Annotated in this window: 10 protein-coding genes and 2 tRNA genes; 10 read left to right on the top strand and 2 right to left on the bottom strand. The window is 70.3% G+C overall.

The window, feature by feature from the left end; translation table 11 throughout:
• Positions 1-35: 35 nt before the first annotated feature.
• The 7 genes from serS to ABEA39_RS13005 all read left to right on the top strand — a co-directional run bounded on the left by serS (position 36) and on the right by ABEA39_RS13005 (position 5,453).
• Positions 36-1,301: a serine--tRNA ligase gene (gene serS / locus ABEA39_RS12975; protein ID WP_345376326.1), complete on the top strand. Its 1,266-nt coding sequence runs from the start codon at positions 36-38 to the stop codon at positions 1,299-1,301.
• Positions 1,298-2,182, top strand: coding sequence for an HAD family hydrolase (locus ABEA39_RS12980; protein ID WP_345376327.1), 885 nt, complete (start codon positions 1,298-1,300; stop codon positions 2,180-2,182). The genes serS and ABEA39_RS12980 overlap by 4 nt, the downstream gene beginning before the upstream one ends.
• Positions 2,183-2,554: 372 nt before the next feature.
• Positions 2,555-2,639: transfer RNA gene (locus tag ABEA39_RS12985), tRNA-Ser, on the top strand.
• Positions 2,608-3,126, top strand: a complete 519-nt coding sequence (locus ABEA39_RS12990; protein WP_345376328.1) for a DUF2185 domain-containing protein — start codon at positions 2,608-2,610, stop codon at positions 3,124-3,126. Before ABEA39_RS12985 ends, ABEA39_RS12990 begins: the two co-directional genes overlap by 32 nt.
• A 143-nt stretch (positions 3,127-3,269) precedes the next feature.
• Positions 3,270-3,971 carry a histidine phosphatase family protein gene (locus ABEA39_RS12995; RefSeq protein WP_345376329.1) on the top strand — a complete coding sequence of 234 codons (702 nt, stop codon included), beginning with the start codon at positions 3,270-3,272 and terminating at the stop codon, positions 3,969-3,971.
• A 136-nt stretch (positions 3,972-4,107) separates the two neighbouring features.
• Complete coding sequence (locus ABEA39_RS13000; protein ID WP_345376330.1) at positions 4,108-4,686, top strand: DUF3090 domain-containing protein; 579 nt, start codon at positions 4,108-4,110, stop codon at positions 4,684-4,686.
• Positions 4,686-5,453 carry an SCO1664 family protein gene (locus tag ABEA39_RS13005; RefSeq protein WP_345376331.1) on the top strand — a complete coding sequence of 256 codons (768 nt, stop codon included), beginning with the start codon at positions 4,686-4,688 and terminating at the stop codon, positions 5,451-5,453. Before ABEA39_RS13000 ends, ABEA39_RS13005 begins: the two co-directional genes overlap by 1 nt.
• 805 nt (positions 5,454-6,258) lie before the next feature.
• Here ABEA39_RS13005 and ABEA39_RS13010 read toward each other — a convergent pair.
• Together ABEA39_RS13010 and ABEA39_RS13015 are read right to left on the bottom strand one after the other, a co-directional pair.
• Positions 6,259-8,421: a vWA domain-containing protein gene (locus ABEA39_RS13010; RefSeq protein ID WP_345376332.1), complete on the bottom strand. Its 2,163-nt coding sequence runs from the start codon at positions 8,419-8,421 to the stop codon at positions 6,259-6,261.
• A complete protein-coding gene (locus tag ABEA39_RS13015; RefSeq protein ID WP_345376333.1) occupies positions 8,414-9,799 on the bottom strand; it encodes a magnesium chelatase in 1,386 nt (461 codons plus the stop codon). Before ABEA39_RS13015 ends, ABEA39_RS13010 begins: the two co-directional genes overlap by 8 nt.
• Positions 9,800-9,930: 131 nt before the next feature.
• Between ABEA39_RS13015 and ABEA39_RS13020 the strand changes: the two genes are divergently transcribed.
• From ABEA39_RS13020 to ABEA39_RS13030, 3 genes are all read left to right on the top strand, one after another.
• Positions 9,931-10,623 (top strand): HAD family hydrolase, encoded by a 693-nt coding sequence (locus tag ABEA39_RS13020; RefSeq protein WP_345376334.1) that lies wholly within the window; start codon positions 9,931-9,933, stop codon positions 10,621-10,623.
• A 133-nt stretch (positions 10,624-10,756) separates the two neighbouring features.
• Positions 10,757-12,178: an LCP family protein gene (locus tag ABEA39_RS13025; RefSeq protein ID WP_345376335.1), complete on the top strand. Its 1,422-nt coding sequence runs from the start codon at positions 10,757-10,759 to the stop codon at positions 12,176-12,178.
• Positions 12,179-13,003: 825 nt separating this feature from the next.
• Positions 13,004-13,093: transfer RNA gene (locus ABEA39_RS13030), tRNA-Ser, on the top strand.
• Positions 13,094-13,282: the final 189 nt, after the last annotated feature.

The following is a 13,282-nucleotide window of genomic DNA, read 5'->3' on the forward strand; positions in this document are numbered from 1 at the left end:
ACGGTCGCCGCCGCTTCGTTCCTTAGGATGGTCCGGTGATCGATCCCCAGCTGCTCCGCGACGCCCCCGACCTCCTCAAGAAGAGTCAGCGCGCGCGCGGCGACTCTACCGAGGCCGTCGACGTGGCCCTGGCCGCCGACGTGGCCCGTCGCACGGCGATCGCCGCCTTCGAGGACCTCCGCGCCGAGCAGAACGCGTTCGGCAAGACCGTCGCGAAGGCTCCCAAGGAGGAGAAGAAGGAGCTGGTCGCCCAGGCGCAGCAGCTCGCCGCCCGGGTGAAGGAGGCCAGTGCCGCCTCGACCGCGGCCGACGAGACCTTCGACGTCGCGATCCGTGCCATCGCCAACCCGGTCATCGAGGGGGTGCCGGAAGGCGGCGAAGAGAACTTCGTCACGCTGCGAACCCACGGCGAGCCGACCACGTTCGACTTCGAGCCGCTCGACCACCAAGACCTCGGCGAGAAGCTCGGCGCGATCGACATCAAGCGCGGCACGAAGGTGTCGGGCTCGCGCTTCTACTTCCTCCGTGGCATCGGCGCCCGACTCGAGCTCGCCCTGATGAACCTGGCGCTCGACAAGGCGCTGCAAGAGGACTTCGTCCCGCTCATCACGCCGACGCTCGTCCGCCCCGAGATCATGGCGGGCACCGGATTCCTCGGCTCGCACGCCGACGAGATCTACTACCTGCCCGCCGACGACCTCTACCTGACCGGCACGAGCGAGGTCGCGCTCGCCGGCTATCACTCCGACGAGATCCTCGACCTGTCGAACGGTCCGATCCGCTACGCCGGCTGGTCGACCTGCTACCGGCGCGAGGCCGGTGCCGCCGGAAAAGACAATCGGGGGATCCTCCGCGTCCACCAGTTCAACAAGCTCGAGATGTTCGCCTACGTGCATCCCGACGAGGCCGAGGCGGAGCACGACAAGCTCGTCGGCTACCAGGAGGCGATGCTGCAGGCCTGCGAGCTCAGCTACCGCGTGATCGACGTGGCCGCGGGCGACCTCGGCTCGAGCGCGGCACGGAAGTTCGACATCGAGGCCTGGGTGCCCACGCAGGGCACGTATCGCGAGCTCACGTCGACCTCCAACTGCACGACGTACCAGGCCCGCCGCCTCGACATCCGCTACCGCACCGAGTCGGGCAAGACGGCTCCGGTCGCCACCCTCAACGGCACCCTGGCGACGACGCGCTGGCTGGTCGCGATCCTCGAGACGCACCAGCAGGCCGACGGGTCGGTCGTGGTGCCTACAGCGCTCCGCCCGTACCTCGGCGGCCTCGAGGTTATGGAGCCGATTGCGTGAGCGGTGAACCGACTCTCGACACCGGCGCCTCGCCGATCGTCTCCGCTGCCGGCGGCTCGGCCCCGGTCGAGTCGGTCGTCGGCGCCGACTCCTGGCTGATCGCCCTCGACATCGACGGCACCGTCATGACCGAGGGCGGCGTCATCAGCGACGCCGTGATCGCCGAAGTCGGTCGCCTCCGCGACGCAGGCCATCAGATCATGATCGCCACCGGCCGCTCCGCCGACCTGACTCTGCCGGTCGCCGCGCGTCTCGGCCTCCGGGCCGACTACGTGGTCTGCTCGAACGGCGCCGTCACCCTCGGACGCGACGACACCAGTGAGACCGGTTACCGCTCCGTCTACATCGAGGAGTTCAGCCCGCGCGAGGTCCTGACCACGGTGGCCGGCACGCTCGACGACGCCGGCTTCGCCGTGGAAGATGCGTTCGGCAACATGTTCTACAAGGGCGAGTTCCCGAAGCAGGCCATCACGGCAGTGAGCCGCGAGGTCTCGTTCGACGAGCTGCTCGACATCTCCGCCACCCGCGTCGTGGTGCTCTCGCCGAGCCACAGCCAGGAGGACTTCCTCGAGATCGTCGAGACGATGGGCCTCCACAAGGTCTCGTACAACGTCGGCTGGACCGCTTGGCTCGACATCGCCCCGTTCGGCGTGACGAAGGCGACGGCGCTCGAGCGTGTGCGCACCTGGCTCGGCATCCCCGAGTCGCGGGTGATGGCGGTCGGCGACGGACGCAACGACATCGACATGCTCACCTGGGCGTCGCGAGCCGGGCGCGGCGTGGCCATGGGACAGGCGCCCGACGACGTCCTCGAGGCCGCCTCCGAGGTCACCGGAGCCGACGTCGACGACGGGCTCGCGGCGGTGCTGCGGACGCTGTAGCGGGCGGCGGCGGGTTCGGGGCGTGCATCCCGCGCTCTCGTTCGCGCTTGTGCTGCGTGCTGAGTGCTGCGTGTTCGGTCTCGATCTCGGCGTCGGTGTCGGCGGGCGACTCCAGAACACGCTGCTCATGTTCTCGTTGGGCGGTCTGTTGTGGAGTCGATGTCGGCCACGCCGGGCCTCGACTCCAGAAGATGCGGTTCTCGGCAAAAGTGAGCGGCATGTTCTGGAGTCGGCGGCTGGTGCGGGCGTGGGGCGCGGGGCGTAGCGTGCGGGGCGCAGGGCACGGGCGCGGGGCACCGAAGCGAGCCGGGGGATGCGCGGGGCCGGTCGGATAGACTCGTCGCGGCTGCGATCCGCGAGGCATCGCCGCCGGGAGGGCTGTCCGAGCGGCCGATGGAGCTTGTCTTGAAAACAAGTGGGCAGAGATGTCTCGTGGGTTCGAATCCCACGCCCTCCGCTTCACGAGACACGGCGGCAAGCAGGGAGTGACGATGTTCGAGCGAGTCCGTCGAACGCTCCTCGGCAAGCAGTCGGCCGTCGACGAACGCAGCGGGCAGGCCGCCGGTGACGAGGGGCAGCGGCAGGCGTCCGCCCCGGGCAAGGTCTTCGCCGTCGACGCGGCCGACATGGTCGACTTCGGCCTCCCCGACGCCGCCTGCCTGGCCACCGACCGGATCACCGTCGACGGGGCTCCGGTCGGCTTCGCCCAGCGCGACCATGCCCAGCACGGGCCCGAGGACTCCGGCTGGCGCTTCTTCGCGGGAGACGAAGACGAGGCCTACCTCGACGACCCCGGTCACAGCGGCGTGTACTCGCTGAACGCCATCGCCAACTGCGACGACGCCATCGTGCCCGTCGTCGACGCACCGCGGGGCACCGCCTGGATCCGCGACGGAGAGGCCCTCGTCTCCGATCCCGACGGCTTCCAGGAGTCGAGCGCCTGACAAGGTCGAGCACCTGACACCCCGGCCGATCGGCGGCCGTCGACGTTGCTCGGCGCCGCAGCCTGGCGCCACATCCCAGCGCCACTGCCCAGCGCAACCATCCGGCGCATCCGCCCCACGACCCGCACCGTAGGCTCGACCGCATGGGCACAGTGATCCTCGTCCGCCACGGACGCACCACCGCGAACGCCACCGGCCTCCTCGCCGGGCGCACCGCGGGAGTCCGACTCGACGACGTCGGCCGCACGCAGGCGGCCCGCACGGGGGAGCGCCTGGCCGTCGTGCCCCTCGTCGGCATCGTGTCCAGCCCGCTCGAGCGGTGCCGGCAGACCGCGAAGTTCCTGCTCGACCGTCAGGTCGTCGCCGACGGTGCCGAGCCACTGCGTGTCGCCTACGACAAGGGCATCATCGAGGCCGACTACGGCGACTGGCAGGGCCGGAAGATCAGCGACCTCGCGAAGGAGAAGCTCTGGAAGGTCGTGCAGTCGAAGCCGTCCGCCGTCGAGTTCCCCGGCGGTGAGACCATGGCGACGATGCAGGCCCGGTCGGTGGCGGCGATCCGTCGGCACGATGCGGCGTTCACGGCCGAGCACGGCGCGGGAGCCGTGTGGGTCGCGGTGAGCCACGGCGACATCATCAAGTCGATCCTCGCCGACGCCTACGGCATGCACCTCGACCTGTTCCAGCGCATCACGGTCGGCCCGGCATCCGTGTCCATCGTCCGCTACGGCGAAGACCGCACCGACGTGGTCTCGACCAACACCGACGCCGGCGACCTCTCCTGGCTCAGGGCGCCGGCACCGCAGGGCGACGCTCCGATCGGCGGGGGCGCGGGTCCGGCCTGACCCGACGGGCGGCCAGACCTCGGGGCCGAAGGGCCGGGGCGAGCGGGGGATGCACGAGCCCCTCCGACCGGGCCGGCCCGTGCATCCCACGCTCCTGTCTGGGCCTCTGGCCAGCGCGCGCTCCTAGAATGAGCGCATGCCCACCATCGTCCACGGATTCGACTGGCCGGACCGGGTCGTCGTCGGCACCATCGGCAATCCCGGCGCCCGCACGTTCTATCTGCAGGCCCGCGACGGCGCCCGACTCGTGACCGTCGCACTCGAGAAGGAGCAGTCGGCCGCGCTCGCCGAGAAGATCGACGAGATCCTCGACGGGCTCATCGCGAACGAGAACACCTCGATCACCGTGCCTGCCGTGACCCCGGTCGAACTCGTCGACAACGAGCCGCTCGAACAGCCCGTCGAACCGCAGTTCCGGGCCGCGGCGCTCAGCCTCGGCTGGGATCCGTCGACCGCGCAGATCGTCATCGAGGCGTACCCGTTCGTCGAGGCGGACGACGACTCCACCGACGAGTTCGGCGAGCCCCTGCCCGACTCGCGCGCCGTCGAGTTCGAGCCGGAGGAGATGCTCGTCGTGCGCATGCCCGTCGGCACCGCCCGCGCCTTCGCCGACCGCACCCTCGAGATCGTCGGCGCCGGTCGTCCGATCTGCCCGTTCTGCGGCACGCCGATGGACCCCGACGGCCACGTCTGCGTCGTCCCCGACGGCTTCTGATGCCGGAGGCCGACCTCTCGGGCGGTGATCTCGAGATCACCGGGCGGATCACGACGGCCTCGAACGCGACGTTCCTCGCAGGCATCGGCGACACGGTCGTCGTCTACAAGCCGATCGCGGGCGAGAAACCGCTCTGGGACTTCCCCGACGGCCAGCTCGCCCACCGCGAAGCGGCGGCGTACCTCGTGTCGGAGTCGTTCGGCTGGAACGTCGTGCCGCGAACCTGGTTGCGCGACGGCCCGCTCGGCGAGGGCATGGTGCAGCTGTTCCAGGAGATCGACGCGTCTCAAGACCCGGTCGACCTCGTGGCGTCCGACGCCGTGCCCGCGGAGGGGTGGCGGCACGTCTTCGACGGCTACGACGAGTACGACCGCGAGGTGGCGCTGATCCACGAAGATACGGCGGCGCTCCGACGGATGGCGGTCTTCGACGTCGTCACGAACAACGCCGACCGAAAGGGCGCGCACATCCTCGCCATGCCCGACCGGCACCGCTACGGCGTCGACCACGGGCTCACCTTCCACGAGGAGCACAAGCTGCGCACCGTGCTCTGGGGCTGGGTCGGCGACTCGCTCACGGCGCCCGAACTCGAGGGGGTCGAGCGCGTGCGGGCCGACCTCGACGGCGAGTTGGGCGAACGGTTGGATGCACTGCTCACGCAGACGGAGATCGTCGCGTTCCGGTTGCGGTGCGAGCGCTTGCTCGCGAAAGCCCGGTTCCCGGCCCCGCGCGGCCGCATGCCCGCCACTCCCTGGCCGCTGTTCTAGGCGCTGTTCCTGGGGCTGTTTGTGGGGCTGTCTATGGGGCTGCTTATGGCGTTGTTCCTGGGGTGGGCGTGCATCCCCCTGCGACTCCAGAACACGCCGCTCACTTGTGCGATGGGCGGCATGAACTGGAGTCGTCGTGGAGTGAGGGCGGCGTCGGCTCCCGAATCTGCTTCCTAGAGCACATATGAGCGTCGTGTTCTGGAGTCTTGGCCGAGGCCGAGGCCGAGGCCGGTGCTGAGGGCGCCGCGCTAGGGGCTGCCGCGGGTGCCCCCCGTCGAAACGGCGGGTGCCCTTCGTGATGCGAAAGGGGGTGTGCCGAAACGAAGGGGGATGCGCGGCAGCCCCCGTCGAAACGGCGGGTGCCCTTCGTGGTGAGGGAGGGGGCGTGCCGGAACGAAGGGGGATGCGGGGCTGCCCCCGTCGAAACGGCGGGTGCCATCCGGGTTGCGGGAGGGGGTGTGCCGAAACGGAGGGGGATGCGTGGGTGCCCCCGGCGAAACGGCGGGTGCCCTCCGGGTTGCGGGAGGGGGTGTGCCGAAACGGAGGGGGATGCGTGGGTGCCCCCGTCGAAACGGCGGGTGCCCTTCGTGGTGCGGGAGGGGGCGTGCCGGAACGAAGGGGGATGCGGGGCTGCCCCCGTCGAAACAGCAGACCCCCTTCGTGGTGCGGAGGGGGGTGTGCCGAAACGGAGGGGCATACGCGGCAGACCCCCGTCGAAACGGCGCACCCCCTCCGGGATGCGGAAGGGGGTGTGCCGAAACGAAGGGGGACGCGGGGGCACCGCCGCGGGCGGCGAGCAGCAGAGCTACCGGCGGAAGAGACCGCCGCCGGGGCCGAAGTCGCCGCGATCCCCGAAGCCGCCGCCGCCGAACCCGCCGCCGCCGAAGCCGCCGCCGCCGAACCCGCCGAACCCACGCCCGCCGAACCCGGCACCCCCGCCGAAGCCACCGAACCCGCCGGCACGACGCGACCCGAGGTACGAACCCACGACGGCCGCGCCGAGGTCGTCGACCTCCGGCGCGACGACGGTGCCGTCGACGCGCTTGGCCATGGAGTCGATGAAGCGGGCCAGGCTCGGGTCGTCGCCGAGACGGAAGAACGTCGTGTGAGCACCGAGGCGCATGGAGGCGTCGAGCTCCCGCACCGAGTAGGCGATGGTCAGCGGGTCGGGCGGATAGTTGAAGTACACCTCGCCGTCGGGCTCGAGGTGCGAGGTCGGCTCGCCGTCGGTGACGATGAGCAGCACCGGCTGAGCGTTCGGGTGCTTGCGGAAGTGCCGGTTGGCCAGAAGCAGGGCGTGGTGGAGGTTCGTGCCCTTGTCCCATTGCGCGTCGAGCCCGACGAGCTTCTCGATCTCCATCACCTCGGCGTGGCGACCGAAGCCGATGAGCTGCAGGTCGTCGCCGCGGAACCGACTCGTGATCAGCGTGTGCAGGGCGAGCGCGGTGCGCTTCATCGGCACCCAGCGGTCCTCCATCGCCATCGAGAACGACGTGTCGACGAGCAGGGCTACACAGGCCTGGGTGCGAGCCTCCGTCTCCTGCACCTCGACGTCGCCGATCTCGATGCGGACGCCGGAGATGAAGGCGGGAGAGCCATCGGGGGAGTCGACGGGCGGCCGGGATCCCGCCGTCCGGGTCAGGGCGTTGGTGACGGTGCGGGTGACGTCCCACGGCTCGGTGTCGCCGAAGGCCCATTCGCGCGTGGCGCCGGATCGCTCGCCCGCGGCCCCGGCGGCCCGGGTGTCGCGGTTGCCCGAGCGGCCGGACAGGGTCGAGGCCACGTCGCGCAGCAGCGCTTTGCCGAGCTGCCGCATGGCCTTCGGGGTGAGCCGGAGCTGCCCGTCGGTGCCGCGTTTGAGGGTGCCGGTGTCGCGGAGGGCCTTTTCGAGCTGCTGGAGCGTTCGGGCGTCGACTGCGGCGGCGTCGCCGAGCTGGCGGGCGAGTGCATCGAGATCGAGGTCGTCCATGTCGGAGCCCTGGTACGACTGCGAGAGCTGCTCGGAGAGCGCGTCGAGGTCGGCCAGGTCTTGGAACACGCCCGTGCCATCGCCGAGGCCGAGCCCCTCGCCGCCCTCCATCTGCTCCGACCCGCCCCAGTTCTCGCCGGGGCGAGCCGCCTGCAGGTTGCCGTCGAGTTCGCCGAGAGCCTGCATCAGATCGGGGGATCCGAAGGCCTGCTGGGCGAGCGCGTCGAGTTCGTCGCGTTGCTCCTGAGTCATCGAGTTGCGCATCCGCTGCGCCGCGGCGGCGCGGGCCGCCAGGGCGTCGATGAGCTCGTCGATGTCGGAGGGGCCCTCGGGGAAGAAGTCGCCGTGCTTGGCCATGAAGTCGTCGAACTGCTCGGGGGTGTCTTCGCCTCGGTTGTGCGCCGCCAGGAGCTCGTTGAGGTCGCCGAGCATCTCGGTGATGGCCTCGCGGTCGGCGTCGGTGGCGTTCTCGAGGGCGTTCTTCATGCCGGCGAACCGCTGGTCGAGCATCTCTCGCCCGAGCAGGTCTTTGATCTTCTCGAAATCCTGCTTGGCCTGGGCGCTCTGCCACTGGTAGTCGCCGAGCTCGTTCACGGCTGCGGCGGTCGACGCCGGGAGGTTCTCGAGCTGCATCTCGGCGAGGGCGCGGTCGGTGTCGTCCATCAGGGCATCGCGCGCGAGCTGCTTCTTCTCCTCCAGCAGGGCGTGGTCGAGCAGCTCTTTGACCTCGTGCAGAGTGCCGTCGAGGTTGTGCTTCTGGGTCAGTTCGCGGCGCTTCTCGGCCACTCGCCGTGCCAGGTCGTCGAGGCCCGGCTTGTCGCGGCCGCCACGGCGCAGGAACTCGCGGATGGCTCGCTCGGGCGAAGAGCCGGCCATGACGTCGTCGCCGATGGCGTCGAGGGCCTCCTTCAGATCGACCGGCGGCGCCAGCGGATCGGGGCCGCCGTCGTACCGGGCGTAGCGCGTGTCGCGGGCGAGACGCCGGTTGCCCCTAGCCATAGACGGCCTCGCCTCCGCCCGTCTCCTTGCTCACACGGCGGGACAGGTACAGGCCCTCCAGTGCCAGTTCGATGGCGCCGGCCCGCTGACCGTCGCTGGTGGCGCCGACCCGGTCGGCGATCTCGTCGTACAGCTCGGACTCGCCGAGCGAGGGCAGCCCGGTCAGGAAGTCGCGGGCGGTGACCTGCTCGCCGGTGGTGACCATCGTGCCGCTCTCGAGCGCGTCGACGAGCACACCGAAGTCGATGCCGCGGAAGTGGGCCCGAACGGTCTCGGCCGTGGCGGTGCGGAGCAGGTGGTCGAGGATGTCGTCTTCGCGGCCCTCTTCGCCCGACTCGAACTCGATCTTGCCGCCGAGCACGTCGACGGCCGTCTCGAGGTCGATCGGACGGGCGACGGCCGCCTCCTCGCCCTGGCGGGTGGCCCGGTGCAGGGCCGCCGCGGCGATCGTCTCGGCGCCGGCGATGGCGAAGCGGGCGCTCACGCCGCTGCGCTGGTCGACGGCGCTCGACTCGCGGAGGCCCCGGGTGAAGCGGGCGAGGATCTCGACGAGGTGGTCGGGCACTTCGGCGACGAGGTCGGCCTCCTGGCGGATGACCGCCACCTCGTCGTCGAGCTCGGTGGGGTAGTGCGTGCGGATCTCGGCGCCGAACCGATCCTTCAACGGCGTGATGATGCGGCCGCGGTTCGTGTAGTCCTCCGGGTTGGCGCTGGCGACGACGAGCACGTCGAGCGGCAGCCGCAGCACGTAGCCGCGGATCTGGATGTCGCGCTCCTCCATCACGTTCAGCATCGCGACCTGGATCCGCTCGGCGAGGTCGGGCAACTCGTTGATCGCCACGATGCCGCGATGGCTGCGGGGGATCAGGCCGAAGTGGATCGTCTCGGGGTCGCCCAGGCTGCGACCCTCGGCCACCTTCATCGGGTCGACGTCGCCGATCAGGTCGGCCACGCTGGTGTCGGGGGTGGCGAGCTTCTCGACGTAGCGCTCGTCGCGGCTGCGCCACGACACGGGCAGCTCGTCGCCGAGGTCGGACGCCCGGCGGATGCTCTCGCTCGTGATCGGCTCGAACGGGTGCTCGCCCAGCTCGGAGCCCTCGATGACCGGCGACCACTCGTCGAGCAGGCCGGAGAGGGTGCGCAGCAGGCGGGTCTTGCCCTGCCCGCGCTCGCCCAGCAGGACGATGTCGTGCCCGGCAAGCAGTGCCCGCTCGAGCTGGGGGATGACCGTGTTCTCGAACCCGTGCAGGCCCGGCCACGGGTCGCGCCCCTCGCGCAGAGCGGCGAGCAGGTTGTCGCGGATTTCTTGTCGAAGGGACTTCTGGACGTGGCCCGAGGCGCGAAGCTCTCCGACCGTTGCGATGGAAGGACGCATCATCTTCCGGATGCTACGCCGAGCCTCCGACAGAACCCAGGCCCTGCGAGTACCCCCGAGCAACCCCGAAGAAACGAGCGGGGGATGCACGCCCCCCGCTGGAAGCGTGCGGGCCGGGCCGCTACGGTACTCGTGTGCCCCGCGACGAAGCCTCTCCACCGACGGTCCTCTTCGACCTCTTCGGCACGCTCATCCCGTCGGGCGACCGGACGGAGCGCGACGCCCTCTCCGCCGAGATGGCAGGGGTCCTCGGCGTCGACGAGGAGGCCTTCGCGGCGGCGTTCCGCGGCACCTTCGGCCAGCGCACCCTCGGCGAGCTCGGCGACGTCCGCTCCACGATCGGCACGCTGACGACCCGCATCACCGGCGTCGCTCCGGCAGACGACGTGCTCGACCGCGCGACCCGCTTGAGGCTCGCCTTCACGGAGCGGCTGATCCGTGCCTCGTGGGCCCTCGACGCCCTGGCGCTGCTCCGCGACCGAGGCTCACGTCTCGGGCTCGTGACCGACTGCTCGGCCGAGGTGCCCGAGGTTCTGCCCGGCACCCCGCTCGGCGACCTCTTCGAGGCGGCCGCGTACTCGTGCGCCCTCGGCACGCACAAGCCGTCACCGGTCATGTACCTCCACGTCACGGACTCCCTCGACGTCGATCCGGCCGACTGTGTCTACGTCGGCGACGGGGGCAGCCACGAACTGAGCGGCGCGCGTGACGTGGGCATGACGGCGGTGCTGTTCGAGCGTCCGGGCACTCCGCCGGTGCCGCAGTGGGACGGCCTCCGGGTCTCGTCGATCGCTGACGTGGCGCAGATCGTGCCGGCGCGCGCCTGATCGGTCGGCGCCCTGTGGCGCAGCGCGACGATCCCAGCCTGGAGGCTCACCAGGGGTTCGGGGTACACTGCCGGTCTTGCCTTCATCCGGGTCGCGGTGTGATGCCTCGTTCCGGACGACCGAAAGGACCTGCGTGAGCGACCGTTCCGACCGTCTCCCGACCCCCGCCCCCGACGCTCCGAAGCGACCGCGGGGCCCGCGATCCCGCAGACGGTCCGACGGGTCCGGCAGTGCATCCCCCGCCTTGCCCCTCGCCCCGGCGGCTCGGCACGGGCGACTGCGGCGGGGTCGCGCGACCGCCTTCGTGCTGAAGTACGTGGCCGTCGCGGTCGCCGTCCTCCTCGTGAGCGGCGTCTCGGTCGGGGCGATCGCCGTGCACCGGCTCACCAGCCAGCTCGGCCCCGGAGTTGCGCTGCAGGGCGAGAAGACGCAGATCGCGAAGGCGAAGGACGACAACATCGTCACGGGCGTCGGCGCCTACGACGGCGGGTTCAACGTGCTCATCGTCGGCACGGACAACGATGCCAAGCAGGGCGACGCGTTCGGAGTCCGCGACGCCACCCTGAACGACGTCAATATCCTGCTGCACGTGTCGGCCGACCATCAGAACGCGACGGCCGTGAGCATCCCCCGCGACCTCGTCGTGCCGATCCCGTCGTGCCCGAAGACCGACGGCTCCGGGTCGTACAGCGCCATGTCGGCGCAGCCGCTCAACAACGCGTACTCGTACGGCGGCTTGAACTGCGTCGTCCAGACGGTCAAGTCGCTCACCGGTGTCGACATCCCGTTCGCCGGACTGATCTCGTTCAACGGGGTCATCGAGATGACCAACGCTATCGGCGGAGTCCCGGTCTGCGTGAACAAGCCCATCACCGACCGCTACACCGGTCTGAAGCTCGCGGCCGGCACCACGACGCTGCAGGGCGGGGACGCCCTGGCGTTCCTGCGCAGCCGGCACGGCGTCGGCGACGGATCCGACCTCGGCCGCATCAGTTCGCAGCAGGTGTACCTCTCCTCCATGCTCCGCACGATCAAGAGCGGCGGCGTCCTCGGTAGCCCGACCAAGCTGTTCAAGCTCGCGTCGGCGGCCACGCAGAACATGTCGCTGTCGAACAGTCTCAACAACGTCAGCACGATGATCGAGATCGGCCTCGCGCTGAAGGACCTGCCGCTCGGCAACGTCAACTTCGTGCAGTACCCCGGCAGCACCGGCGGCACCGGCGTCTACTCCGGCAAGGTCAAGCCCGACACCTACACGGCCGGGCTCCTGTTCGACGCGATCAAGAACGATCAGCCGTTCACGATCCCGAAGGGCAGCACCGGCGTCGGGTCGGTGGACGAGACCGCGGGGGAGGCGGCCGGTGCGGCTGGCGGTGCGGCTGCCGGTGCGGCTGCCGGTGCGGCCACTACTTCGCCGACGGCGGGTGCCGGCGCGGGTGCCGCCACGACGACGCCGACGGACGGTGCGACGGCCTCGTCGGGAGCCTCGACCATCAGCGGACTGACGGGCCAGACCGCGGCCGACCAGACCTGCTCGGTGGCGTACAAGTTCTGAGGTGCATCCCGCGCTCGGTTTCGGGTTCGGTTTGGGTTTCGGTTTTCGTACTTCGGCCCCGCCCATCAGGCGCCTGCGTCGACTCGCACCCCTGAACGCGCGCAGGACCCCCGGTCCGGCGGGGTCTCTCGCGTGCGACGGGGTGCGGCTCCGCGGGATCGGGGTGCGGCTGCGCGGAGGAGGGTGCGGCTGCGCGGAGGCGGGGTGCGGGCGTGCGCAGCGGTGCGCGACTCCAGAACACGCCGCTCACCTTTCGGCAGCGCGGCCTCTTCTGGGGTCGCGTCGCGGGCGGGGAGTCGCTGACTCCACGAAGTGCGGGGTCGCACGAAGCTGAGCGGCGTGTGCTGGAGTCGCGTCGCGGGCTGGCGAGCGAACCGAAGCGCCCGCGGAGGAACAGGAAAAGGCCGCCCCGGTGCGAGTAACCAGCTCGCGGGGGCGGCCTCCTGCCACTCGACCGCTCAGGGGAAAGCGGGAGTGAGACCCTGCGAGGCCGGGATCAGGGGTGTTCGGCCTCGCAGGGCGCTGCGTGTCTGCGTCGTTGCAGGCGGAATGTCCGTTCTTCGACAGGCCTTCGAGCAGATTCGGGTTGCTCTGGACCTTCGGGATGCCGTGGGTGGGAACGGGCGTTGTGGCAACTCTATGGGTCCGCATAAATGAGGACAAGGGGACAATTCCACTCGGAATGGGGTGCAATTTCGCGTCCGCACTCCGGCGGACACCTCTAAGGCCGAGTCGAGAACGTGGGATGCCCGTTCCGACCCCGATCGGAACCGCCCGTCGATCCCGCTATACTCGTGGGCGTGCGTTCGCTCGTCGGGCGCGCAAGGAGCTGTCGCATAGTTCGGCCTAGTGCACCACCCTGCTAAGGTGGAGTACCCTTTTTGGGTACCGTGGGTTCAAATCCCACCGGCTCCGCGGATTTCTGGTCACTGCTTCGCAGTTCCCCGGGTCGCCTCAGTGCTTGCTGGGTCGCTTCGCTCCCCGGCTCCGCGGATTTCTGGTCGGATGCTTCGCGTCCTCCCCGGGTCGCCTCAGTGCTGGTTTGGTCCGCTGCCGCGGACAATCGCCTCACGGCTCAGAACGTCTGGCGTGTGCAAGCTCCGC

The organism is Frondihabitans cladoniiphilus, from assembly GCF_039544345.1.
Classification (GTDB): Bacteria; Actinomycetota; Actinomycetes; order Actinomycetales; family Microbacteriaceae; genus Frondihabitans; species Frondihabitans cladoniiphilus.